Here is a 23,751-nt window from a genome sequence, read left to right as displayed (position 1 = left end):
GGGGGCAACTTAAAACATGAACGCTTAAGTTAAAAATAATTCACCAGTGGGTTGTGGAGGTGTTTTTTGCTATGGCTTGAGTTTTTATAAACTTTTTATAGTGCGCTGATGACTAAAATAAGTTATACACAGCAAGCGCATGAGGCGCTAGGGTTCGACATTGAGTTATTGCAAGGAAAAAATCTTTATTAAGAACAAAGATGTTTTTTAAGTATATGATTTTAATAGTGTTATTTTTATGCGTTTAAAAATTAATCAATTTGTTAAGTCGGCGTGTTCATTCAAAAAATTTCAGATTTGACTGTTTTTGCACAAGGTTATCCACAGGTTTTGGGGATAAGTTTTATAGTCGTAGAGATGGCTTTGAAGATAAAAAAACCCACAAGCTTTGCACTTTGTGGGTTTTAAAGAAATTATGAGGGGTTAGTTAGTTAGGGTAGGAGGTGTTCGTCGCTGCCTTCGTTGATGCCTTCATATAAGAAGGTGGACATGTAGCGCTCTGAGGCATCAGGTAGCATCACCAAAAAGACGGAATCTTTTGGGGCTTTTTCGGCAAATTGGAGGGCAGCGTTGAAGGTTGCACCGCCTGAAATGCCAGTAAGGATGCCTTCTTGACTGGCAAGCGATAGGGCGGTATCTCGCGATTCTTCATCTCCTACAGCAATGAGATGGTCGTAGATGTTTTGATTCATTGTTTGCGCGATAAAATCAGGTGTCCAACCTTGGATTTTATGGGCGCTCCATTCTTTGCCTGCGAGTAGTTGCGCGTTTGTGGGTTCGGCGGCGATGATTTCTAGGCTCGGACGCGCAGCCTTTAGAATTTCGCCTGTCCCTGAGATGGTGCCGCCTGTGCCATAGCCACTTACAAAATAATCTAGGCGTTCACCTGCAAAGTCGCTGAGTATTTCGGCAGCGGTGGTTTCGCGGTGATATTGGGGGTTGGCGGGGTTGGCAAATTGGTTGGCTAAAAACCAATTATTTTTTTCTGCAAGTTCTTTAGCAACGCGCACCATGCCAAGCCCTTTTTCAGCCGCTGGGGTTAGGATAACGCGTCCGCCTAGACTGCGAATGAGTTTGCGTCGTTCAACAGAGAAGGTTTCTGTCATCACGGCAACAAAGGGATAACCTTTAGCTGCACAAACCATGGCTAAGGCGATGCCAGTATTACCTGAGGTGGCTTCGATAACGGTTTGCCCTTTTTTAAGGCGCCCACTTTTTTCGCCATCGTGAATGATGGCGTAGGCGAGGCGGTCTTTAACAGAACCGCCTGGGTTGAAGGATTCAACTTTAACATACATTTGCACGTGTTTTGGGGCGAGGCGGTTTAGGCGCACAATGGGGGTGCGTCCGATGGTTTCGAGGATGGAGTTATATTTCATGTGTTGTCCTTTTGCTTAGAATGATTGAGGGTTATGGTAGGACTTTGTGCTTAGAATTGGCAAGGTTGGCTTTCTTATAATACTATGCCAAAAAGTTATAGTAAGTTTATAGCGATAAGATACAAGATTTAAAGACATGAAATTAAAACAGCTTCAATGTGTATTAGCGGTGTATGAGCATGGGTTTAGTGTTACGCATGCATCTAGGGCGTTGCATTTATCCCAACCTGCGGTGTCTAAATATATTAAGTCGTTAGAGGAGCAACTCAATTCGCCTATTTTTACGCGTGGGTCTAAGAGTTTATTAGGACTTACAGATTTTGGACAGGAGATTATGCCATTAGTGGTAGAGATGCTTAAGCTTGGTGATGAGATTGTGCAATGTAGCGCGCAAAAATTAGCTCAGCAAGATGGGGTGATGTATTTGCCACCACAAATACGCTGGCGACTTATCGTTTAACGCCGATGATGGGCGAGATTCAAACCCACTATCCTAAAGTACCAGTGCATGTGGTGGAGGGAACTAATGCGCAGATTTTACAACTGCTTAATGAGCGTGAGGTGGATATTGGTTGGATTTCTGCGGCGGATTTGTTGGATTATCAGCCTTATTTGCATGATTTATGTTATTTGCAAGCATCGTCTTGGTCGTCGATTTTGCTAGTACCAAAAGAGCATGTGTTGGCACGTGAGAAGGTGCGCTCTCTTGCGCAAATTTGCGCCTATCCGTTGATTACTTATGTAACCTCTTTTAAGGGACAGTCGAGCTTGGTGCGCTATTTGCAGGCGCAAAAATTAACAGCCAATGTGGTGCTTACCGCTAGAAGTAGCGATATGATTAAAAGTTATGTGCGTCAGGGGTTGGGTGTGGGGGTGATTGCTGATATGGCATATGATGAGCAAGCGGATAAGGATTTGGTGGCAATTGATTTAAGTGCGTGGCTACCGAACTATCAGACGTATTTATTATGGCACCGCTTAAAGCGCTTAAAATCCTACCACCTTTTTACCATTCGGCGTATTATTCCAACTCTAACTGAGGGGCAAATTAAACGGGCGATGTTGCAATTGCCGACCAATGAGGGATGGGTGATTTAGATCATGGCAGTTCAAAAGGCGCAACATGACTTAAGGCAGTTAATACGCGCTAAAAGGCAAGCGATGGCATTTGATGCGCGACAAAATAAAAGTTTAACTGCAACAAAGCAGGCAATGGCGCTGTTATCAGGTCAGAATGTGAAAAAGGTGGCGAGTTTTTTATCTATGCCTGAGGAAATTGAAACAGGCTATTTGCATGAGGCGATGATAGAGGCAGGTTATACGATTTATTTGCCAAAGGTTGTTGAGTTAAATGCGCCACTAGCGTGGGGGCTTTATGCACAAAAAGGCTTGCCTAAGCAGCGTTTGGAAAAAGATGCCGTTGGATTGTTAGCGCCTGTGGTTTGTATGGCTGAGGTGGAATTGGATGTGGTGATGATGCCTTTGGTGGCGTTTGATGCTTTGGGGAATCGCTTGGGGATGGGGGGAGGGTATTATGACCGCACTTTTGCCAATAAAATACGAGAAAAAGCGCCGTTATTACTGGGATTTGCTTATGCTTGCCAGCAAGTGACAACCCTTTATCCTAATCCGTGGGATGTGCCTTTGGCAGGGATTGTGACAGAATTACAAGCACGCTGGTTTGATGTGTTTTTTTAAAGAGATTGTTTTTAGTAAAAGTAAGGAGCAAAAAATGACTAAGCAAAGAGAATTAACCCGTGTGTCGCATCATACAAAAATTGTCGCGACTTTAGGGCCTGCAAGTAATGATTTAGAAACGCTTGAGCATATGATTCGGGTGGGGCTGAATGTGGTGCGACTTAATTTTAGTCATGGAACTCCTGAAATTCACCAAGAAAATGCGCAAAGAGTGCGGGAAGCGTCTGAACGGGCGGGGCGTGAGGTGGCTATTATTGCAGATTTACAAGGCCCCAAAATTCGTGTGGGGAAAATTGAAAATGGCAAAATTGAATTAAAAGAAGGGGATGCGTTAATTTTAGATGCCGCGCTACAAGGTGAGGGCAATCAAAAGCGCATTGGCTTGGATTATCGTGATTTGCCTAAAGATGTAAATGCAGGCGATGTCTTGTTATTAGATGATGGTTTGTTGACTTTGGTGGTCAGCCATGTAGAAGAGGATGAAATCCATACGATTGTGCAAAATGATGCGATTCTAAAAAGTAATAAAGGGATTAATAAACAAGGCGGTGGGTTATCAGCTGCCGCTTTAACGGATAAAGACCATCAAGATTTGAAAACAGCGGTTGCTATTGGGGCAGATTATTTGGCAATAAGCTTTGTAAAATCAGGTGCGGATATGGAATTGGCGCGCCAATTGGTTGCACAAGCAGCATCTGGCGGTCAGCAACCTGGTTTGATTGCAAAAATTGAGCGCACTGAAGCGATTACGAATTTAGAAGAAATTATCAAAGCAAGTGATGGCGTGATGGTGGCGCGCGGAGATTTAGCGGTTGAGGTGGGCAATCCTGCTGTGCCAGCATTGCAAAAAATTATCATCAAAAAAGCACGTGAGATGCGCCGTTTTACCATTACCGCTACACAAATGATGGAAAGCATGATTACCAATCCTGTACCAACGCGTGCAGAGGTGAGTGATGTGGCTAATGCCGTATTAGATGGCAGTGATGCGGTGATGCTTAGTGCTGAGACGGCGGTTGGGTTGTATCCTTTTGAAACCATTCGCACTATGGCGTTGGTTTGTGCAGCTGCTGAGCAGGCTCAAGACCCGCTTACCAGCGCAGATGTTCAGGTGCAATCTAGTAAACGCATTGACCATACGATTGCAAGTGGTGCCGTCTTTACCGCCAGACAGCTCAATGCTAAGGCAATTATTGCTTTGACGGAAAGTGGTTCAACAGCTTTTCAAATTAGCCGTTTTGGCATTAATGTGCCGATTTATGCCCTTACAAGCAATAAATTAGTGCAGCGCAAAATGTGTATGTATCGTGGGGTGCGTCCGCTAATGTTAGATATAAGCAAAGACCATCATATTGGCATTTCTGAGGCGGAATCGTATTTACAATGGCGCGGGGTATTAAATAGTGGTGATTTGTATGTGATTACTAGCGGTATTAATATGGGACAACCTGGTTCAACCAATACGCTACAAATTGTACGAGCAAATTAAATGAAACATCAACAACGGTTAAAAACCGCCATTCTAAGCGCCATTTTTATGGCGCTTGGTTTGTTGGAAGTTAAAGCACAAGAGATTGATGAAAATACCGCGCCTCAGCAGGCGCTCGCCTTAATGTTGGATTTGCAATATGCCGATGAGCAACAGTGTTTTGTCATTGATGGGGATAAGGTGCTACCTGTGATGCCATTACTTGTATCTGTTGATGGGCTTGATGTTGTGGCGCATGAGAAGGTGGTGCAAGCTTTAGAGGCAACACTTGCGCGAGGATGTGATATTCATCAAGCGGATTTAATGGGTTTAACGCCGCTTAATACCGCGATTTTGCATAAAAATTTAGCTTTGATGGATTATTTATTAGAGCAAGGCGCTAATCCTTGGTTAGAAATAGATAGCCCTAAAGAAACATTAAATGGACTGAATTCACTACAATTTTTGGATTTGTTGATAGCGCGTGTACCTAATCAAGCTGAAAATTGGCAAAAAATGCGCGCCAAAATAGCAGGTTTATAAAACAAATATTCTCCCTACAAATCATTATTTTGTATAGATTAAAAATAATGATTTGGCTGAATATGAAATAGCCCCCAATGCTCTTACATTGGGGGCTATTCTTTTAAAGAAAATATATTGTTATCTATTTATAGCAATTTATACTTACATTGCAACTCTTGGAAAGTACCGTCTCTTTTGGTTTTCTCTAATCCTGAGTTCAGGCGATTTAATAACTGAGTATTATCCTTTAATAACATAAAAGACACAGGTATTTCTTGTGTATAATCAGCAGGTAGTTTGTAAGTTTTATATTGATATTCTGGATAATTTTCTACAAAATAATTAGCCGAAGACTCTGTAAGTAGTGCTAAATCAGCCTTACGTGTAAAAAGAGATTTTGGACAGGGAGAACGGTAACATTGCTACGTTCATCATGTAATGAGTTTAGAATATCTTCTAAGGGCGAGAAATTAAGGGTAGAAATTTTAATATTACTTGTTAAGGGGTCATCATCAAATTTTTCATGTTCATTACTAGCTAATAACACGAGTTTTTCTATATTATGTGGTTCTGTGAAAGCATATTGGTTCTGATTGACGCGTTCTTCAGTTTTAAAAACCCAGCCAATAAAATCTACTTCTTTTCTTTTGAGCTGGTCAAATACTTGAGGAAAAACTACAGGAACGAGCTCAAGCTCAAATCCTTCAAGCTCCGCAATTTTCTGAACAAGCTCGTATTCAAAACCTGTTGTATTGCCTTCTTTATCTTGCTCAATAGTTTTGGTTGTTTTATCAATTTTCTTGGGTATGGTTTTTAGGGTTTTGCTTAAGATTGTTATGGATTTTATGATGAGATGGAAATTTTTAGAAAAAGCCCATTGTGAACAATGGGCTTGAGAGCGTTTGTACAATAGTCTATTGCAAGACAAAGCCTTCATCAGGTTGATAATCCATTTTGATGGTGCTGCCGCTACTGTAGCGCCCTTGCAAAATAGCCTGTGCAAGCTTGTTTTCCAAATGGGTTTGGATGGCTCTTTTAAGCGGACGGGCGCCAAAGAGTGGGTCGTAGCCAATTTCAATTAAATGATTCAGCGCTTCATTGCTCAGCTCAAGTGTTAAATCGCGGTCGCTTAAGCGTTTTTGTAGGCGTTGCAATTGAATATTGGCAATGCTTGCCATGTGTTCTTTAGCCAGTGCATGGAATACGACGGTTTCATCAATGCGGTTGATGAACTCAGGGCGGAAATGATTGCCAACAACTTCCATGACAGCGCTTTTCATTTCATCATAACTTTGCTCGCTCATTGCTTGAATGAGGTCAGAGCCTAGGTTGGAGGTCATGATGATAACGCTGTTTCTAAAGTCAACGGTGCGCCCTTGTCCATCGGTGAGTCTGCCATCATCGAGCACTTGCAATAAGATGTTAAAGACATCAGCATGTGCTTTTTCGATTTCATCAAACAAAATAACGGAGTAGGGTTTACGGCGCACTGCTTCGGTGAGATAACCGCCTTGGTCATAGCCAACATACCCAGGAGGCGCTCCAATTAAACGGGCGACACTATGTTTTTCCATAAATTCGCTCATATCAATGCGCACCATCGCTTCGTCGCTATCAAATAAAAATTGCGCTAGGGTGCGAGAGAGTTCGGTTTTCCCGACCCCTGTTGGCCCTAAAAATAAGAATGAACCAATTGGGCGATTGGGGTCGGATAAGCCTGCGCGGTTGCGACGAATGGCGTTGGCGACGGCTTCTACTGCTGTTTGTTGTCCAATCACACGACGATTGAGCACTGCTTCGAGCTCTAGCAATTTTTCGCGTTCGCTTTCCATCATTTTACTTACAGGAATGCCTGTCCATCGTGAGACGATGGTGGCAATTTCTTCCTCTCCGACGTTATTGCGCACTAATTGATTGTTGGCGCTTTGGTCTTCGTTTTCGGTTTCTTGCAATTGTTTTTCCAATGCGGGAAGTTTGCCGTATTGGATTTCGCTCATGCGTTCGTAATTGCCTTGGCGCTTGGCGGCTTCTAGTTCAGTACGCAGTTTGTCGATTTCCTCTTTAATGCTGGCAGCGCCTTGTATGCTGGCTTTTTCTGCCTGCAATATTTCTTCGAGGTCGGCGTATTCTTTTTCTAGTGCGCTGATATCGGTTTCAAGGTCGGTTAAGCGTTTTTTTGAGGCGTCGTCATTTTCTTTTTCAAGCGCTAATCGTTCCATCTTGAGTTGAATAAGACGACGGTCAATTCGATCCATGCTTTCAGGTTTGGAATCAAGCTCCATGCGAATTTGTGCCGCAGCTTCGTCAATGAGATCAATGGCTTTGTCGGGTAGTTTGCGTCCACTGATATAGCGATGGGATAAGACGGCAGCAGCGACTAAGGCTGGGTCTGTAATGTTGATGCCATGATGGACTTCATAGCGCTCTTGTAGACCGCGTAAAATGGCGATGGTGTCTTCAACACTGGGCTCATCAACCAATACTTTTTGAAAACGGCGCTCAAGAGCGGCATCTTTTTCCATATATTGGCGATATTCTTCTAATGTGGTCGCGCCAATGCAGTGTAGTTCTCCGCGGGCGAGGGCAGGTTTGAGCATATTACCTGCATCCATTGAGCCTTCAGCTTTGCCTGCGCCAACCATGGTATGAATTTCATCAATAAATAAAATGATTTGTCCGCTAGATTTCTCAATATCAGTTAAGACCGCTTTTAGGCGCTCTTCAAATTCGCCACGGAATTTTGTGCCTGCTAATAAGGCGGCTAAATCAAGTGAAAGCAGGCGCTTGCCTTTTAGGCTCTCAGGGACTTCATTATTTACAATGCGTTGTGCTAATCCTTCAACAATGGCGGTTTTCCCTACACCTGGTTCGCCAATTAAGACAGGATTGTTTTTGCTACGGCGTTGTAGAATTTGCATGGCACGGCGGATTTCTTCATCTCGTCCAATAACGGGGTCGATTTTGCCTGCTTCGGCGCGTGCGGTAACGTCGATGGTGTATTTTTTAAGCGCTTCGCGTTTGTCTTCGGCGTTAACTTCGGTTACCGCTTCGCCCCCTCGCAAATCTTCTATCACTTGATTGAGTTTGTTTTTGTTGACACCGCTATCACTTAGCAGCGTGCTGAGGTTGTCTTTGCCCTCAATGGCAGCTATCAATAAAATTTCTGAGGAGATGTAATGATCGCCATGTTGTTGAGCAAGTTTATCGCAGCGGTTGATTAGGCGAATGCTCTCTGGTGAGAAACTGACCTCGCCGTTGGCATGTGTGATGGTTGGTAAGGCGTCAATGGCGCTGGTGAGTTTTTGCCGCAGTTGGGCTATATCCGCGCCTGCTTGGCGCAAAATGCTAGCAGTTGCGCTGCCTTGTTGGTCGAGTAAAGCCGATAAAATATGAACGGGCTCTATTTGGTTATGGTCGCGCCCAACGGCAAGCGATTGAGCATTCATTAAAGCGTCTTGTAGGCGCTGAGTGAATTTTTGTTGCATAATGCTTTTCCTTTTTTGAAATAAAACTATTACCGATATTGGGTATTGAGCATAAAAATCAAGTTTAATGCGTAAATTTAACAAGATGGTCATGCTGAATGCCCGTTTTTTAGTGCTTGGTCTTAAGGAGGACAAATGAAACATTTATTATTGTGGCGTCATGGTGAGGCGGGAAATGCGCGTACGGATTTAGAGCGTGAATTAACAGAGTATGGTCAAGCTCAGGCACAACGCACTGCGCAATGGTTGCACGCACAGAATTTGGATTTAACGGTTATAAGTTCGCAAGCTCAGCGCACGCAACAAACGGCAGGATTTTATAAACAACCTGACGCGGTCTGTGCGCAGATTAATCCCGGAACAGCGATTGATGCGGTGTTGGCGTTTATTGAAGCGCAAACGGCAGAGCAGTTGTTGGTGGTCGGGCATCAGTCATGGGTGGGGCAAGTGGTGTCTTATTATTTAACAGGAGAGAAAGATTATTTGGCACTTAATACCAGTGATTTGTGGTGGTTGCAGTGTGATGAGGCAGGGCATTGGACGCTTAAAGAGAAGTATGTGAGCTAGGTGGCTAATAAAGTTATGCACATTTTGACAAGGATGACAAGCCATTCATCTCAGTTTTTTAAAAGCGCCAATAAAAACAATGGTTAATGTAATATGTTGATTTGTATAGTGATTTTGTTTGTCAAGTGTTAAGGAAGATAATTTTGGCAGGTGTGTTTAGTCCCTTTGTTACGGCAAACTCAGGAGTTATTCACAAGGTTATCCACAGGTTGTTGGGTATAAGTTTTTAGTCTGTATAATCGTTAGGAGGCAGGCTGTGAATGATTTTTTTAAACGTTATTTTTTCCGCTCACCGCGCGGGTTGCGCTGGGGGTTGAGTTTGTGGCCGCCGCTTTTTTTAGTGGTATTAAGGTGGTGTTTGTGAGTGAGGATTTGCGTTGTATGAAGGTGATGTTAAAACGTCGTCCGTGGACGTTAAATATGCATAAGGCGCAATATGGGGGGAGTTTGTTTTCCATGACTGACCCTGTGTATTTGTCGTTGGTTTATGCCGCGCTTGGGTGGGAAAAATACTATATTTGGGATCAGGCGGCAGAGATTGAATATGTGCGCCCAGCGCGAGGGAAGGTGTTTTTTGAGGCGAGGGTGTCGCAGGATTTTTTGCAAGAGATTGTCGCTCATACGCAAAATGGGGAGAAATATTTGCCTTGGGCGCATGGGGAGATTGTAGATGAGGAGGGGGTGGTGGTGGCAAGGGTTAGACGGCAGTTGTATGTGCGTTTAAAGCGGGCATATCGTCCGTTATCTGTAGAGTAATTTTATTTTTAAGGAGTGGCTATGCGTTGGTTGAAATGGATGTTGTGGGGGATGATGTTGGGGATGTTGGCTGGCTGTGGCTATAACGAGTTGCAGCGTTTGGATGAGGAAGTGAAGGCGAAATGGTCGGAGGTGGTCAATCAATATCAGAGACGTGCGGATTTGGTGCCTAATTTGGTGGAGACGGTGAAAGGATATGCTGGGCATGAGGCGCAGGTGCTAGAGGCGCTTACACAAGCGCGCGCGAGGGTGGGGCAGGTGTCGGTGTCTTCTGAGTTGTTGGAAGATGCGCAGGCGATGCGACAGTTTCAACAGGCGCAGGGGGAGTTGTCGGGTGTGTTGTCGCGTTTGTTGGTGGTGGCGGAGAATTATCCTGAGTTAAAGGCGAATGTGAGTTTTGAGAATTTGATGGCGCAGTTAGATGGCACGGAGAATCGCATTGCAGTGGCGCGCAATCGTTATATTGAGGCGGTGCGTGATTACAATGTGAAGGTGCGATCGTTTCCAAGTAATTTGACGGCGAAGTTATTTGGTTTGCAGGAGAAGGTGAATTTTCAGGTAGAGAATGAGTCTGCGCTTGCCACGTCGCCAAGTGTGCAGTTTTAATGTGCTGTTTTTTAAAATTATTTTTCTATAGGTTGTGGGCGATTATTTGGGATGAATAAGATTATTTGGCGCGTGGTAGGAATTTGGGGGTTGTGGGTTGTGGCGGTTTTGGGGTGGGCGTTGCCTGTGGAGAGGGTGGCGGTTGGTCAATCGGCAGTGGTGGATGTGGCGGGAGTGATTGAGCCAATGCGCCAAGCGCAATTAGAGGCGCGGTTGCAACGTTGGGCGCGTGAAGGGGTGATGCAGGCGGCGGTTGTGGTGGTGGATTCAACGCAGGGGTTGGGGGTGTTTGATTATGCGTTGGCGCTGGCGGAGCGTTGGCAGTTGGGTGGGCGTGAGTCTGATGAGGGGTTGTTGCTGTTGGTGGCGATTGAGGAGCGTGATTTGCAGGTGTTGACAGGATATGGGTTGGAGGGGGCGCTGCCTGATGTGTCGGTTAAGCGAATTATTACAGAGCAAATCACTCCAGCTTTTAAGGTGGGGGATTATGCTGGCGGGATTGAGTTGGGTTTGCAGGCGATGGCAACGCGATTGTTGGTAGATGATGAGACTCAACAGCGCTTGGTGGCGGCAGATAAGGCGCAGGTGCAACAGGAGGTGGCAGGGGATTGGCTGGCTTTGATTGTGCCAGCTGTGATTATAGCGACGGTGTTGTCGCAGTTTTTAGGGCGGATTTTGGCTGGGTTTTAGGCGGTGTGGGGACGGTTGGGGTGTTGTCAGGTATGGGGGGGGTGAGTTTATGGTTGGCGCTGGTTTTGGGGTTGGCGGTGATGTTGGTGGTGATGGTGCCAGCGTTTGTGAGTGGGGGTAATGCTGTGGTGGTGGGGCGTTTGCCTTCAGGCTATGGGGATGGGTTTGGTGGGAGAATGAATGGGCGTCGTGGGGGCGGTGGTTATCGTGGCGGTGGTGGCGGATTTGGGGGCGGAGGCGCTGGAGGGTCATGGTGATGTGGGTAAGATGTTGGCGAGTGGTGCGGCATGGGTGTTGCTATCCGTGGCGGTTTGCGTGGTTAAATGCGCGTACTAGACAGTCGTTGCAGGAGGCTGTGGCGGCAGCGGAGTTGGGGCATGGTGGGGAGGTGGTGTTGGTTATTGAGCGCACATTGCCGTTGGATTGGGCGTGGCAGGGTTCGGTGCGCGCACGGGCGGAGGCGCTATTTGCTAGTTTGCGGGTGTGGGAGACGAAAAATCGTAGTGGGGTGTTGGTGTATGTGAATTTGCTAGAAAGGCGTTTGGAGTTGGTGGTAGATGAGGGGATAAGGGGAAAAGCGCCACAAGCTTTGTGGCAGGCGCATTGTGATGAGGCGTTGATGGCGCTTAAGCAGGGGCAGGCGTTGACGGGGTTGTTGAATTTGGTGGCGCGGATTGGGCAGACGTTGCGGGCTTATGAGGGTGGGGAGGATGTGTTTGGTAATGAGTTAGACGATGGGGCGCATATTTTGTAGCGCTAACTAGGGTTTTGGAATGTTTATTAGCAAGAGAGGGTTGTAAAATTTTCTTGCTTTTGTGTTAGAAATCGATAAGGTATTGAGATTATCTAGCGGCTATAGCTTTTGCTTTTGTTAAAGATTAATCATTGATTGAGGGGTGGGTTGGGAATGTCTGCTGCATTATTACAAGTCAAGGATTTGCAAGTTGTTTTTCCTTCACGTCATGGGGATTTTCAGGCGGTGAAGAAGGTGAGTTTTAATCTTCATGCAGGCGAGATTCTAGGGATTGTAGGGGAATCTGGCGCGGGGAAGTCGACGGTAGGTAATGCAATTGCAAAGTTATTATCGCCACCTGGCTATGTGAGTGGCGGTGAGGTGTGGCTAGATGGGCAGGATTTGCGTACGCTAAATGCTGAAGAGATGCGCAAGGTTTGTGGTAAGGATATTGGCTTTATTTTCCAAGACCCGATGACATCGTTAAATCCGCTTTTTACGATTGAAGAGCAGATTGTTGAACCGATGTTGGCGCATTTGAAAATTGGCTATAGTGCGGCTCGCATGCGAGCGATTGAGCTTTTGGAGGCGGTGGGGATTAAAAATGCTGAGCGTCGTATGCGCCAATATCCGCATCAGTTTTCAGGAGGGATGCGTCAGCGAGTGGTGATTGCGATTGCTTTATCTACAAAACCTAAATTTATTATTGCAGATGAACCAACAACGGCTTTAGATGTGTCGATTCAAGACCAGATTTTGCAGTTGATTCGTCGGCTGTGTATTGAAAATAATGTTGGGTGTATGTTGGTAACGCATGATATGGGGGTGGTGGCGTCGGTAACCGATAGGGTGATGGTGATGTATCGGGGGGAGCGGGTGGAGATTGGGAAGACGCAACAGGTGTTGCGTGCGCCAGTGCATGATTATACAAAAAGTTTGATTTCAGCTGTGCCACCTTCGCAGTATAAATTAGAGCGTTTTCCGTTGGTTACTTATATTGAGCATGCGCATGAGGCGGCAAAGATTGATTTAAAAACGCACTGGTTGGGGCGTAAAGAGGACAATGCAACTGCGCAGGATAATCAGGCGTTGTTGGCGGTAAAGAATGTGTCGTTGCGTTTTTTAACGCATCGTTCTTTTTTTGCCAGTAAGCGTGAGTATGTGCAGGCGGTTGATGGGGTGAGTTTTAGTATTAGAAGGGGAAAAAGTTTTGGTTTGGTAGGGGAGTCTGGTTCGGGGAAATCTACTTTGGCGCGCATTATTACAGGGCTTTATGCACCAGATAGCGGTCAGGTGATTTTTGAAGGTAAGGACTTAACGGCGATTCAAAGCGATAAGGCGCGCTTGTCTTTTCGAAGGGCGATGCAGATGGTGTTTCAAAATCCGTATTCTTCGGTTAATCCGCGCATGCGGGTGCGCGATATTATTGCAGAGCCTATGCGTTTTCATCAATTGGCTCAATCAGAGGCGCAAGTGCGACAAGTGGTGGATGATTTGTTGAATTATGTTGGGCTTGGAAAGGGTGCTGGGGATAAGTTTCCGCATGAATTTTCAGGGGGCAGCGTCAACGAATTTCTGTTGCTAGAGCGCTGGCGACGCGTCCTACTTTGCTAATTTGTGATGAGCCTACTTCGGCTTTGGATGTGTCGGTGCAGGCGCAGATTTTGAATTTGTTAAAAGATTTGCAAGATGAATTGCAATTGACGATGCTTTTTATTAGCCATGATTTGCCTGTGGTGCGGCAAATGTGTGATGAGATTGGGGTGATGAAGTATGGCAAGTTGGTGGAAGTTGGTGAGAGTAATCAATTATTTGACCATCCTCAACATGCTTATACAAAGGAGTTAATTCGCTTAATGCCACGTTTTGATGAGGCGCATGTAAGGGTGTAAAAAAACGCTGGCAAGAGTGTTTGACAAAGTTATTTAACATGAGGAGTGAAAATGTTTAAAAAAAATATATTGGCTTTAGCTATGACGGCATCGGCAGCAATGATTGCTCATGCAGCAGATATTACGATTGCTTATGATTCTGACCCAGTGTCAATGGATCCACAGGAGCAATTATCAGCGGGTACTTTGCAGATGGGTTATTTACTGTTTGACCCTTTGGTTTTTATGGATGCAAATTTGGAGATACAACCCCGTTTGGCGGAAAGTTGGGAAAAAATTGATGATAAGACCATGCGTTTTCATTTGCGTAAAGGGGTGAAATTTCATAGTGGCAATGAGATGACGGCAGAGGATGTGGTGTTTAGTTACAACCGCTTGTTATCCTCAGCTGATTTTAAGGGGTTATTGGCTAATTATGACCGCATTGAGAAGGTCGATGATTATACGGTAGATATTATTACAAAAGAGCCTTATCCGTTGGTGCTGGCAAATATGACGTATCTTTTTGTGATGGATAAGGATTTCTATACTGGAAAAGATGATAACGGTAAGGATAAGTCTGCTATTGAAAAGAGTACGGGCACTTTCGCGTCAATGAATGTTTCAGGTACAGGCCCGTTTAAATTGGAATCTCGTCAGCAGGGTGTGGAGAGTGTGTATGTTAAAAATCATGATTATTGGGCAGACTCTGGCAATATTGAGCGTTTAAAATTAGTCCCAATTAAAGAAAATCCTACGCGCATTTCTGCATTGTTATCAGGTGATGTGGATTGGATTTATCCAGTAGCACCAACAGATTTAGACCGTGTGAAAGATGCAAAAGGCTATGAACTTTATTCTATTCCTAGCGACCGCATTATTTTCTTAGAACTTAATCAAGAGGTGGTTGAGCCATTTAAAGATGTGCGTGTGCGTGAGGCGGTGGTGCATGCTATTAATAATAAAGGCATTGTGGATAAAATCATGCGTGGTTTTGCAACGCCTGCTGGTCAGCTTTCACCTGAGGGATATAGTGGGCATAATGAATCGCTTGCGCCGCGTTATGACTTAGAAAAAGCTAAGGCATTGATGAAAGAAGCAGGGTATGAGAAAGGCTTTAGCGTAACGATGATTTCGCCTAATAATCGTTATGTCAATGATGAAAAAATTGCTCAAGCAGTGGCGGCAATGTTGGCAAAAATCAATATTGATGTGCAGTTAACAACAATGCCTAAAGCGCAATATTGGGATGAATTTGAAAAATGTGAAAATGGTATTCAATTGATTGGATGGAGCTCTGATACGGGTGATTCTGCCAACTATAGTGAATATTTGACGATGACACGCAATAATGAAACAGGCGTGGGTCAATATAATTGTAATGGCAATTCTAATGCTCAGTTAGATACTTTGGTAAATCAAGCTAACGCAACTCTTGATCCAGAAGAGCGTAGCGCGCTTTTAAAACAAGTGGCTAAGATTGAATATGATGAAGCAATTGTTGTGCCATTACATTGGCAGAATTTGGACTGGGGTTATAAATCTAAAATTAGTAATTTCCCTGAAAATGTTAATTTGAAAAACTTCCCATTATTTGGTGATGTAATTGTTAGCGAGTAAGTTTTAGGATTAGATCAGCGCGCTATTGGAGGCAATGCTCAATGGTGCGCTGATTTTCTTAATTTATGAGCATTTTATTATTTTTTAAGTACATAAAAATCTATGTTGTTATTTTTAATTAGAAGAATCGCGCAGTTAGCGGTGGTGATGCTGATTATTTCCTTTATTGCTTTTGCGGTGCAAAGTAAGTTAGGCGACCCTATAAATGAGCTCACCAGTATGGGTACGCCAGAGGCGGAAAAAATAGCTTTGCGAGAATCTCTTGGGTTGAATGACCCTTTTTTAGTGCAGTATGGGCGTTATGTGCTTCATGCGGTTCAGGGGGATTTTGGGACAAGTTATTTTTTTAAACGTCCAACTTTAGAGGTTATTTTAGAAAAACTACCTGCAACGATGGAGCTGGTATTGGTCTCTTCTTTATTGGTTGTAGGCTTGTCTATTCCTCTAGGGATTTATACGGCGATTTATCCGCGCTCATGGTTGACTAAAATTATTATGGGCGTGAGTATTGTTGGAATTTCTATTCCTGTGTTTTTAACGGCGATTTTGTTGTTATTTGTTTTTTCTGAGGGACTTGGGTGGTTGCCTTCTTATGGGCGCGGTGAAACAGTGGCGTTGGGGAATTATTGGTCGACGGGGTTTTTAACTACAGATGGATTGTTGCATTTAATATTGCCAGCGATAGCGCTCTCTTCAATTATGTTACCGCTTTTTATTCGCTTGGTACGTGCTGAGATGATGGAATCTTTAGGGCAGGAATATATTCGTTTTGCCCGCGCGAAGGGGCTAAAAAAAAAGTACAATCCGCTATAAGCATGCGCTTAAAAATACGCTTTTGCCAGTGATTACGGTAGGCGGAGTTCAGTTGGGAACGATGATTGCGTATACGATTTTAACTGAGACGGTATTTCAATGGCCTGGAATGGGATTAATGTTTTTACAGGCGGTTAATCGCGCAGATATTCCATTGCTGACAACCTATATTGTGTTTGTAGGCTTTGTGTTTGTGATGACTAATACGGTGGTTGATATTATTTATGGATTGATTGACCCGCGGGTTAAATTATCAGGAGAAAGCGCATGATGAAAGAGCATCCAACACGTTGGCAACGTTTTTTATCCTCTGATTTGTTTTATTATTTTAAGCGCGATAAAACCGCGATTGTATCGCTTTTTATTTTACTGACTTTGACGATGTTGGCGCTGTTTGCCCCGCTTTTGGCGCAAAGTAATCCTTATGATTTATTGTTAATTGATATTTTAGATTCTGAATTGCCACCGATTTGGATGGAGGGGGGAGATGCGCGTTTTTGGCTAGGAACAGATGAGCAGGGTAGGGGGATTTATTCAACCATCTTATATGGTCTTAGAACATCATTGGTGATTGGTATTTTTGCGGTGGCGTTACAAATGCTGTTAGGCATTATTGTTGGATTGGTTGCAGCGTATTATGGCGGTTGGGTGGATAGTGTATTGATGCGAATTGCAGATGTGCAGTTGTCATTTTCTACATTGATGGTGGCAATTATTGTTTCAGCAATTTTTTAAAACGGCATTTGGGGCGCAATTTTTTTGCCAATTATGCGGTGGTGATTTTGGTATTGATTATTGGAATTGCAGAATGGCCACAATATGCGCGCACAATTCGTTCAACTGCTTTGGCTGAAAAAGGTAAGGAATATGTTGAGGCTGCTAAAGTGATGGGATTTAAACCTATGCGCATTATGTTTCGCCATATTTTGCCAAATTGTTTGTCGCCAATTTTAGTAATTTCTACAGTGCAAATTGCCAATGCAATTATGAGTGAGGCGGCATTGTCCTTTTTGGGCTTAGGAATGCCACCTTCTAAACCTTCACTTGGCTCATTGATTTCAAATGGCTTTGCTTATATTAGCTCAGGCTCATGGTGGATTACGCTATTCCCTGGAATAGTATTAGTGGTATTGGTTTTAGTGGTGAATTTATTAGGGGATTGGTTGCGTGATGTGTTTAATCCTAAATTGTTTAAAGGTTAATGCAAAAAAAAGCGATATTTTTTAACCCGTAAATAGTTGCTAGTCATTAAACTGGCAGTTTTGCGCTAGGTGCGGTTCGCCGTATCTAGCGTTTTTTATAAATATGGGATTATGATTGGTTTGACCTATCCCAATAGGGTGGGTCGCCTAATTGCTCAGAGAGATGTTCGATAAGCAGGCGACTTTGTGGCGAGAGATAGCGGTTGCTGGGATAAAGCGCATAAGCTTTAACACTAGGAAATTGATAATGAGGAAGAACATGCTGAAGTTGGTTGTTTGCAATGGCGCGATGGCTTAAGAAAGTAGGGAGATAGGCGATACCATGATGGTTTAACGCCATTTGTAAAAGAAAATCCCCATTATTAGCGTTGATTTTGCTTTTTAGGTTTAGGGTGTGGATGTTTTGCTGTGGGTCGATAAGGGTGAGAGTGGGATGTTTATGATAGCCATATTGTAGGAAGTTGTGGCGTTGTAGTTCGGCTAAGGTGTTGGGTGTGCCGTGTCGTTTGAGATATTGAGGGCTTGCACAGAGGCTAAAATGTATGGGACAAAGGGGTTTGGCATGATAGCTGGAATCTTTTAAATGCCCAATGCGAATGGCTAATTCATAGCCTTCTTTGATTAAATCTACTTTACGGTCAGAAAAATGTAACTTTAAAATAAGTTCGGGATGCTGCTGAGCCTATTGATTAATTAAAGGGCTTAAATGTAAAAGCCCAAAAGACAGAGGAAGCGCAAGTTTAAGGCTACTGCTTAGATTTGGGCTGGGGTGGTTTAGTTAGTTATTGAGTTGTTCGACATTATGCAATAATCTCCTCTGATTGGGTTAGATGTACATTTTTTTACAAGATGGTGAAGCCACACTACAACTTGAAGCAGGCATGGAATATGGTCTGCTAACAATTGTAGATGAGTTGGAATTAGAAGGAGAGGGCTACGAAGCAGATAGGTTAATGCGCTTGGGAGAAGGTGTGCTAACACAAGCAACACCCATTCGTGTTAGTGCTAAAAAAGGATGTCGGTTTATGTTAATTGGGGGTGAGCCCTTGCAACAAAAAGTGTTACTATGGTGGAATTTTGTTGCCGATAGCAAAGAGGAAATTAAACAGTCTATAGAAGACTGGAATAACCATCATCCTCGCTTTGGCAAAGTAAAAACTACGCTTAAGCGATTGGTGGCTCCAGAATTGCCTGTAGGATTTAAGGGTTAGCGATGGATTGTTTTTATTTTAATCAGTTTTATTGTTAGTTATAAAAGGAGAAAATTGTGTCAGATTTACAAGTTTTGCACAATAATATGGAAAAACGCCGTAGTGTTTATGCATTAAATAAGCAATTGCCTGTAGAACAACAAGAAATTGTTGCATTAGTAGAGCATGCGCTTTTGCATACGCCATCAGCGTTTAATTCACAATCTACACGTTTAGTAGTCCTATTTGGTCAAGAGCACGAAAAACTTTGGCAAATAGCTGAAGATATTCTTAGAGAAGTTGTTAATGATGATGAAAAATTTGCAACAACGAAAAATAAGATTGATGGATTTAAAGCTGGTGCAGGGACTATCTTGTTCTTTGAAGACCAAGCAGTGGTACATGGGTTACAAGAGCAATTTGAGCAATTTGCAGATAAATTCCCTGAGTGGTCTCAGCATACAAACGCAATGCATCAATATGTTGTTTGGACGGCATTGGCAAGTTTGAATGTAGGTGCAAGTTTGCAACACTATAATCCTTTGATTGATGAACAGGTAAAAGCAAACTGGCAAATAGATTCTAACTGGTCATTAGTTGCACAAATGGTCTTTGGTGGCATTGAAGCACCAGCTGGAGAAAAAGAATTTTCTGATGTTAAACCAAGATTAAAAGTATTTTCATAAAATCTTTTATTTAAAATATTAGTTTTATCTGCACTCTAAGTAATGCTGTTTTAATTAATCAGCGTATTGGAGTGCAGATTTTTATTGTGTTTAAAAAAAATGATATAGCATATAATTCATTAACATGATAATAAAAAGAACTAGTTTTATTTGAAATAACAGATTCTTCTTAATGGAAATTATTATCTTTATATAAAAATCAAACTTTATACGTATATATTAATAACCTATAGTTTATAATTACTGAAAATTTTATTTGCTAATATTGTTTACGATTTTTTGGATTAAAATAAGGATTTCTGTATTTTTTATTTTGGGATCATATCTAATTAAAGTAGGCGAATAAAAACAGCCAATAGCTTTATACTATTGGCTGTTTTTATTTTTATAGAGTAGAAGGGTTGGGTTAATTACTTGTATTAATCCATTTTTGTCTAAGCTCTTCTAACTGACCGTTTTCTTTTAAATTTTTCAAACCAGCATTAAGTTTGTCTAGTAATTCAGTATTGCCTTTTTTTACCGCTATAGCAATAGGTAAGGAAAAATTCTCGTCAGAATTAATAAGATTGAAAGCAAAATTTAATTCAGGATAATGACTTAATGCATATCCTTCTACAACATCTTCGGTATATAAAATATCAATTTTTCCTTGGGCAAGCGCTTTAAGATCTAAAAAAACGGTAGAGTATCCATATACACCTTTAATGCTTTTTTGTTTTAAGCGTTCTGAATCTGAGCTCGCAATTAAAACACCTATCTTGTAAGGACGCATATCATCAATTGTTTTAATTTCGCCTAGTTTTTCTTTGTTATACAGTACTGAAAAATTTATTTCAAAATATTCATCAGAAAAATCATATAATTGCATTCTTTCTGGGGTTTTTGTTACTGTAGAAATAATCATATCTCTTTCCCCATTGTCTAACAGATTAAATATGTTATCCCATATATCAGCATTTAGCTGTACTTCAAAGCCTTAATTTTCGGCAATAGCATGAATTAAATCAACATCATATCCTACAATTGTTGCTTCTTCATCTAAGAATTCCATAGGAGGATAGTGGGGGTCTACGCCTACTTGATAAGTTTACGCTGTGCCGACTTGATTTGTTAATAAAGTAGCCAATAAAAGTGCAGAAATAATTTTTTTCATTTAATAGTATCGGATTTATTATTTTGGATTTTGTAAGCAAATAACCGTTGCAGCGGTATATTCTTGCCAAGAGATAGGAATTACATACGAACGAGAATCTTTGGGTAAGAAGATTTCACTTGGCGCACCTTCAATAATAATGGGTGCGGAAATCATAAAAGATTCTCCATAAACTCTACGAGCATTTCCTGAAATAGTGTTGGCAATTTCACCAACTAGGTCAAACATAGCCTCTTTATTAGTATTCTTTTCACCAATTTCAAGTAGGATATGGCGTAATAATGCCCGAGGTGCTGTAAAATATACGCAACCTTTGTAATCACCAGAAAGTCCGATAATTCCCGTAAAGTCATGGACTTTGGGCTTGTCATTTTCAACTAAGTAAGGGGTACCAATTTCTGCATTAATATTATTTACTTCATTGAAAAATCTATTAGCTCCATCAATAAATACCTGCATTCTTTCTTCTTTCATTGTATTAATCCTCCATCATTTCATTTAAAGCATCTAATAATTGTTCATCGCTAAAAGGTTTAGTTAAAAAGCCATTGGCACCTAACTCCAAGGATTTGATGCCAGTTGCTTTATCTGATAAGGCAGAGACAACAAGAATCTGTAAATTAGGTTTAATTTGCATGAGCTCTTTAATACATGTTAGACCGTCCATTTCAGGCATTGTTAAATCTATAGTAACAATATCAATAGGCATTTTTTTAACAATTTTTAATGCTTCTTCACCATTGTTTGCCTTACCTACTATTTTAAAATTAGAAGTAGTTGGTAATCGCGATATTTTATTTCTAATAATCATGGAGTCATCTAATAAATTATACATAGTCTGATTGCCCTTATTTTAAGTTAACAGTGAAGGCAGTGAGCTCACCTTTTCTAGTTCTGAGGTTGAGTGCGCCGCCAATGGATTTAACTTGTTCTTTAACAACATCCATCCCTACACCTCTGCCAGCATCTTCATTATTTTGCTCAGCAGTGGATAGCCCAGAGATAAAGATGGCTTGGAATAGTTCTTTTGTGCTCATAGCATCAGAGTCTTTATTAAAGTGAGGCAGTTGCTTGAGTTTTTCTTTAATGACAACAGTGTCAATCCCTTTGCCGTCATCTCTGACGATTAATTCAACTTTGTTGTCTTGTTCAGTCAACTCAACACTAATGTTTCCTGCAGGATTCTTATTGTTTTGTCTTCTAATCTCAGAATCCTCAATGCCATGTACAACTGCATTACGAATAAGCTGGATGGCAACTGATTTTAGCGTTTCTAATTTATCTTTTTTTTTTAGAATACTTTCTAATAATTCCTCAAAAGTTTGCCCACTTAGGCGGATATTGGGAAGAATTTCTTTTAATGCAGTTGAATGCTGTTGACTAACTCTTAAATCTCTATCAATAAGGAACAGTTCTTCTTGCACTGTTTGCATGATTTCTGAAGTTTCTTGCTGTGCTTCTAAAATTTGTTCATCAGCTTTAAACAAACGGCGGATAAAGATAAATAGGAGCGCTAAGAAGTAAATAATTACGCCAATCATTAAAACAATAAGCGTTAAACGTTGTCTATCAACTGTTGTGGTAAAGTCGGAACGACTGTCTAACGATATTTCATCAAGAGCTTCTAAATTTTAGCATTGTTTAGTTGAGCTTGAAGCTCAGCGGCTTTTAGTTGGTCGTCAGCATCAATCATGATATCACTAGCAACAGCTAAATATTCTTGTGTTCTCGCTTTAACAGGCGCCCAGTTGGCTTAGAGTTGTTCTAGTGCCTGTTGAAATTCTAGATGCTCATCAGGTTGAACAATTGCCGTAATATTTTGTTGCAACCGCTCGCTCATCGCGATTTTCGCACTTTGGCGTACTAAGTTTACTTCAGCGCGGATGGTTAGCAATGCAAATACAATAAATAATACAATCAATCCGCCGATAAAAGAGATTAAGACCTAGATAGCGTTTAAACGCACTTTGTTTTTTGCTGCATGGACACTTCCTTAGTTAGAACATTTTTATGCGCGCTATTGTATTAATAGAAAAGGATTTTTTTATGGAATTGGTACTCAGACAGGATAGGAAAATATTTTTTGTAAGTTTTTTCTTTTTCTAAAGAAATAATGAGCACTTTATTGGTTTGTCTTTATTTTTTTAGGCAGTATAATGCCCTACACAAATGGCTGTTTGTGCTGTTTTTTATTGAATTTTTACTTTTAATTTTGGCACTGGTTTTACGTTCCAGTAAGCGGAGAAACAATGACTTTACAAGATAAAACGCAAGCGGTAGTAATTGCGGCGCTCTATAAATTTACTCATTTTGAAGACTTTGAGGCTTATCAGAAGCCGATTTATGATTGTATGTGTGCCAATGAGGTGCGGGGTACGTTATTGATTGCTCGTGAAGGGATTAATGGCACAATTGCAGGATCGCGGTTGGGTATTGATGTGGTGCTGGCATTTTTAAAACGTATTCCTCAAATAGGGGAGTTTAATCATAAAGAATCCTATAGTGAGGAGTTGCCTTTTTATCGTAGTAAGGTGAAGCTTAAAAAAGAGATTGTAACGATGGGGGTGGAGGATATTGACCCACGTACAGATGCTGGAGAATATGTTGCGCCTAAAGATTGGAATGCGCTCATTCAAGACCCTGAGGTGTTGCTCATTGATACGCGTAATGATTATGAAATAAAGATTGGCACGTTTAAACAGGCTATTAATCCTAATACGCAATCATTTCGCGAATTTCCTGAGTATGTAGCAAAACATTTAGATAAAAATCGTCATAAAAAGATTGCGATGTTTTGCACTGGTGGCATTCGTTGTGAAAAATCAACTGCTTATTTGAAACAACAAGGCTTTGAGCATGTTTATCATTTAGAGGGTGGCATTTTGCAATATTTTGAAGATGTTGCGCCAGAGGACTCTCTTTGGGAGGGGGAGTGTTTTGTTTTTGATAATCGAGTTGCGGTTACTAAAACGTTAGAAGTAGGGCAGTATGATCAATGTTTTGCCTGTCGTATGCCGATTACAGAAGAAGATAAAGCAAGCCAATACTATGAACAAGGGGTGTCTTGTCCACATTGTTATGCACAAACAACTAAGAGACAAAAAAAACGTTTTGAGGAGCGCCAAAAGCAAACAGCATTAGCTAAAAAACGTGGTGAGACGCATATTGGTGGAGAGGTGGAGGCGATAGCGCAAAAACGTCGTCGACAAAAAACGCTACTTAAACAATTACAAAGTAAATAATTGTTCTTCTTGCTTCTGATGATTTCCTTTAAGACATAAGTGACAGAGCTAGAGTTCGGCAGATAAA

The 23,751-nt window shown here is 41.9% G+C and carries 22 protein-coding genes and 5 pseudogenes; 18 read left to right on the top strand and 9 right to left on the bottom strand.

What is annotated here, in order from left to right; all coding sequences use genetic code 11:
- Positions 1 to 431: 431 nt before the first annotated feature.
- Complete coding sequence (cysK, locus tag A5N84_RS07170; RefSeq protein ID WP_072281823.1) at positions 432 to 1,379, bottom strand: cysteine synthase A; 948 nt, start codon at positions 1,377 to 1,379, stop codon at positions 432 to 434.
- A gap of 136 nt (positions 1,380 to 1,515) precedes the next feature.
- Here cysK and A5N84_RS07165 point away from each other — a divergent pair, with 136 nt between their 5' ends.
- Genes A5N84_RS07165 through A5N84_RS07145 form a run of 5 tightly spaced genes read left to right on the top strand, consistent with a single transcriptional unit; the run spans position 1,516 to position 5,088 of the window.
- Positions 1,516 to 1,839: a LysR family transcriptional regulator gene (locus A5N84_RS07165; protein WP_072281822.1), complete on the top strand. Its 324-nt coding sequence runs from the start codon at positions 1,516 to 1,518 to the stop codon at positions 1,837 to 1,839.
- Positions 1,840 to 1,847: 8 nt separating this feature from the next.
- Positions 1,848 to 2,477 carry a LysR substrate-binding domain-containing protein gene (locus A5N84_RS07160; protein ID WP_233120030.1) on the top strand — a complete coding sequence of 210 codons (630 nt, stop codon included), beginning with the start codon at positions 1,848 to 1,850 and terminating at the stop codon, positions 2,475 to 2,477.
- Between the two features lie 3 nt (positions 2,478 to 2,480).
- A complete protein-coding gene (locus A5N84_RS07155; RefSeq protein ID WP_072281820.1) occupies positions 2,481 to 3,077 on the top strand; it encodes a 5-formyltetrahydrofolate cyclo-ligase in 597 nt (198 codons plus the stop codon).
- A gap of 34 nt (positions 3,078 to 3,111) precedes the next feature.
- Positions 3,112 to 4,566 carry a pyruvate kinase gene (gene pyk / locus A5N84_RS07150; RefSeq protein WP_072281838.1) on the top strand — a complete coding sequence of 485 codons (1,455 nt, stop codon included), beginning with the start codon at positions 3,112 to 3,114 and terminating at the stop codon, positions 4,564 to 4,566.
- A complete protein-coding gene (locus tag A5N84_RS07145) occupies positions 4,567 to 5,088 on the top strand; it encodes an ankyrin repeat domain-containing protein (RefSeq protein ID WP_072281819.1) in 522 nt (173 codons plus the stop codon).
- A 349-nt stretch (positions 5,089 to 5,437) separates the two neighbouring features.
- Here A5N84_RS07145 and A5N84_RS07135 read toward each other — a convergent pair whose 3' ends face one another.
- Both A5N84_RS07135 and clpB read right to left on the bottom strand, forming a co-directional pair.
- Positions 5,438 to 5,980 carry a substrate-binding periplasmic protein gene (locus A5N84_RS07135; protein WP_158008676.1) on the bottom strand — a complete coding sequence of 181 codons (543 nt, stop codon included), beginning with the start codon at positions 5,978 to 5,980 and terminating at the stop codon, positions 5,438 to 5,440.
- 4 nt (positions 5,981 to 5,984) lie between these two features.
- The gene (gene clpB / locus A5N84_RS07130) at positions 5,985 to 8,555 is read right to left on the bottom strand and encodes an ATP-dependent chaperone ClpB (RefSeq protein ID WP_072281837.1); all 2,571 of its coding nucleotides are present in this window, start codon (positions 8,553 to 8,555) and stop codon (positions 5,985 to 5,987) included.
- Between the two features lie 135 nt (positions 8,556 to 8,690).
- Here clpB and A5N84_RS07125 point away from each other — a divergent pair, with 135 nt between their 5' ends.
- From A5N84_RS07125 to A5N84_RS13490, 10 genes and pseudogenes are all read left to right on the top strand, one after another.
- Complete coding sequence (locus tag A5N84_RS07125; RefSeq protein ID WP_072281817.1) at positions 8,691 to 9,122, top strand: SixA phosphatase family protein; 432 nt, start codon at positions 8,691 to 8,693, stop codon at positions 9,120 to 9,122.
- Positions 9,123 to 9,443: 321 nt separating this feature from the next.
- Complete coding sequence (locus A5N84_RS07120; RefSeq protein ID WP_158008675.1) at positions 9,444 to 9,878, top strand: DUF4442 domain-containing protein; 435 nt, start codon at positions 9,444 to 9,446, stop codon at positions 9,876 to 9,878.
- Positions 9,879 to 9,899: 21 nt separating this feature from the next.
- Positions 9,900 to 10,484 (top strand): LemA family protein, encoded by a 585-nt coding sequence (locus tag A5N84_RS07115; protein ID WP_072281816.1) that lies wholly within the window; start codon positions 9,900 to 9,902, stop codon positions 10,482 to 10,484.
- 51 nt (positions 10,485 to 10,535) lie between these two features.
- Positions 10,536 to 11,174 carry a TPM domain-containing protein gene (locus A5N84_RS07110; protein ID WP_072281815.1) on the top strand — a complete coding sequence of 213 codons (639 nt, stop codon included), beginning with the start codon at positions 10,536 to 10,538 and terminating at the stop codon, positions 11,172 to 11,174.
- Entirely contained in the window at positions 11,093 to 11,431 is a 339-nt protein-coding gene (locus A5N84_RS07105; RefSeq protein ID WP_143324872.1) for a hypothetical protein, read from the top strand. Before A5N84_RS07110 ends, A5N84_RS07105 begins: the two co-directional genes overlap by 82 nt.
- Entirely contained in the window at positions 11,425 to 11,928 is a 504-nt protein-coding gene (locus A5N84_RS07100) for a TPM domain-containing protein (protein WP_078055647.1), read from the top strand. Before A5N84_RS07105 ends, A5N84_RS07100 begins: the two co-directional genes overlap by 7 nt.
- Before the next feature lie 153 nt (positions 11,929 to 12,081).
- A pseudogene (locus A5N84_RS07095) lies at positions 12,082 to 13,799 on the top strand (ABC transporter ATP-binding protein).
- Between the two features lie 45 nt (positions 13,800 to 13,844).
- A complete protein-coding gene (locus A5N84_RS07090; protein ID WP_408633846.1) occupies positions 13,845 to 15,398 on the top strand; it encodes an ABC transporter substrate-binding protein in 1,554 nt (517 codons plus the stop codon).
- Between the two features lie 102 nt (positions 15,399 to 15,500).
- Positions 15,501 to 16,482: pseudogene (locus A5N84_RS07085) on the top strand (ABC transporter permease).
- Positions 16,479 to 17,413: pseudogene (locus A5N84_RS13490) on the top strand (ABC transporter permease). The pseudogenes A5N84_RS07085 and A5N84_RS13490 overlap by 4 nt, the downstream one beginning before the upstream one ends.
- 109 nt (positions 17,414 to 17,522) lie before the next feature.
- Here A5N84_RS13490 and A5N84_RS09615 read toward each other — a convergent pair.
- Positions 17,523 to 18,080 (bottom strand): annotated as a pseudogene (locus A5N84_RS09615) (substrate binding domain-containing protein); the annotation flags it as partial.
- Positions 18,081 to 18,243: 163 nt separating this feature from the next.
- On the opposite strand from A5N84_RS09615, the gene A5N84_RS07070 reads away from it, so the two are divergent.
- Together A5N84_RS07070 and A5N84_RS07065 are read left to right on the top strand one after the other, a co-directional pair.
- Positions 18,244 to 18,624 (top strand): pirin-like C-terminal cupin domain-containing protein, encoded by a 381-nt coding sequence (locus tag A5N84_RS07070; RefSeq protein ID WP_072281811.1) that lies wholly within the window; start codon positions 18,244 to 18,246, stop codon positions 18,622 to 18,624.
- Between the two features lie 56 nt (positions 18,625 to 18,680).
- Positions 18,681 to 19,289, top strand: a complete 609-nt coding sequence (locus A5N84_RS07065) for a nitroreductase family protein (RefSeq protein WP_233120029.1) — start codon at positions 18,681 to 18,683, stop codon at positions 19,287 to 19,289.
- Positions 19,290 to 19,695: 406 nt separating this feature from the next.
- Here the strand turns inward: A5N84_RS07065 and A5N84_RS07060 are convergent.
- The 5 genes and pseudogenes from A5N84_RS07060 to A5N84_RS10300 all read right to left on the bottom strand — a co-directional run.
- Positions 19,696 to 20,358, bottom strand: a pseudogene (locus A5N84_RS07060) (substrate-binding periplasmic protein); the annotation flags it as partial.
- A 102-nt stretch (positions 20,359 to 20,460) separates the two neighbouring features.
- Positions 20,461 to 20,916: a chemotaxis protein CheX gene (locus tag A5N84_RS07050; protein ID WP_072281809.1), complete on the bottom strand. Its 456-nt coding sequence runs from the start codon at positions 20,914 to 20,916 to the stop codon at positions 20,461 to 20,463.
- A gap of 4 nt (positions 20,917 to 20,920) precedes the next feature.
- Positions 20,921 to 21,277, bottom strand: a complete 357-nt coding sequence (locus tag A5N84_RS07045) for a response regulator (RefSeq protein WP_072281808.1) — start codon at positions 21,275 to 21,277, stop codon at positions 20,921 to 20,923.
- 13 nt (positions 21,278 to 21,290) lie between these two features.
- On the bottom strand, positions 21,291 to 21,983 hold the full coding sequence (locus A5N84_RS07040) for an ATP-binding protein (protein WP_072281807.1): 693 nt from the start codon (positions 21,981 to 21,983) through the stop codon (positions 21,291 to 21,293).
- A gap of 212 nt (positions 21,984 to 22,195) precedes the next feature.
- Entirely contained in the window at positions 22,196 to 22,363 is a 168-nt protein-coding gene (locus A5N84_RS10300; protein ID WP_158008674.1) for a hypothetical protein, read from the bottom strand.
- 328 nt (positions 22,364 to 22,691) lie between these two features.
- On the opposite strand from A5N84_RS10300, the gene trhO reads away from it, so the two are divergent.
- Complete coding sequence (gene trhO / locus A5N84_RS07035; protein ID WP_072281806.1) at positions 22,692 to 23,684, top strand: oxygen-dependent tRNA uridine(34) hydroxylase TrhO; 993 nt, start codon at positions 22,692 to 22,694, stop codon at positions 23,682 to 23,684.
- Positions 23,685 to 23,751 lie beyond the last annotated feature (67 nt).

The sequence above is a fragment of the Rappaport israeli genome (assembly GCF_001888055.1).
Classification (GTDB): Bacteria; Pseudomonadota; Gammaproteobacteria; order Cardiobacteriales; family Cardiobacteriaceae; genus Rappaport; species Rappaport israeli.
The sequence above is the reverse complement of the archived record's forward strand: the minus strand, read 5'-3'. Positions and strand labels throughout refer to the sequence as shown.

Bases quoted from the DNA above. Each gene is read 5' to 3' on its own strand.
- cysK (WP_072281823.1), bottom strand. From the start codon at position 1,379: ATGAAATATAACTCCATCCTCGAAACCATCGGACGCACCCCCATTGTG.
- A5N84_RS07165 (WP_072281822.1), top strand. From the start codon at position 1,516: ATGAAATTAAAACAGCTTCAATGTGTATTAGCGGTGTATGAGCATGGG.
- A5N84_RS07160 (WP_233120030.1), top strand. From the start codon at position 1,848: ATGGGCGAGATTCAAACCCACTATCCTAAAGTACCAGTGCATGTGGTG.
- A5N84_RS07155 (WP_072281820.1), top strand. From the start codon at position 2,481: ATGGCAGTTCAAAAGGCGCAACATGACTTAAGGCAGTTAATACGCGCT.
- pyk (WP_072281838.1), top strand. From the start codon at position 3,112: ATGACTAAGCAAAGAGAATTAACCCGTGTGTCGCATCATACAAAAATT.
- A5N84_RS07145 (WP_072281819.1), top strand. From the start codon at position 4,567: ATGAAACATCAACAACGGTTAAAAACCGCCATTCTAAGCGCCATTTTT.
- clpB (WP_072281837.1), bottom strand. From the start codon at position 8,555: ATGCAACAAAAATTCACTCAGCGCCTACAAGACGCTTTAATGAATGCT.
- A5N84_RS07125 (WP_072281817.1), top strand. From the start codon at position 8,691: ATGAAACATTTATTATTGTGGCGTCATGGTGAGGCGGGAAATGCGCGT.
- A5N84_RS07115 (WP_072281816.1), top strand. From the start codon at position 9,900: ATGCGTTGGTTGAAATGGATGTTGTGGGGGATGATGTTGGGGATGTTG.
- A5N84_RS07110 (WP_072281815.1), top strand. From the start codon at position 10,536: ATGAATAAGATTATTTGGCGCGTGGTAGGAATTTGGGGGTTGTGGGTT.
- A5N84_RS07100 (WP_078055647.1), top strand. From the start codon at position 11,425: ATGGTGATGTGGGTAAGATGTTGGCGAGTGGTGCGGCATGGGTGTTGC.
- A5N84_RS07070 (WP_072281811.1), top strand. From the start codon at position 18,244: ATGTACATTTTTTTACAAGATGGTGAAGCCACACTACAACTTGAAGCA.
- A5N84_RS07050 (WP_072281809.1), bottom strand. From the start codon at position 20,916: ATGAAAGAAGAAAGAATGCAGGTATTTATTGATGGAGCTAATAGATTT.
- A5N84_RS07045 (WP_072281808.1), bottom strand. From the start codon at position 21,277: ATGTATAATTTATTAGATGACTCCATGATTATTAGAAATAAAATATCG.
- A5N84_RS07040 (WP_072281807.1), bottom strand. From the start codon at position 21,983: ATGATTGGCGTAATTATTTACTTCTTAGCGCTCCTATTTATCTTTATC.
- trhO (WP_072281806.1), top strand. From the start codon at position 22,692: ATGACTTTACAAGATAAAACGCAAGCGGTAGTAATTGCGGCGCTCTAT.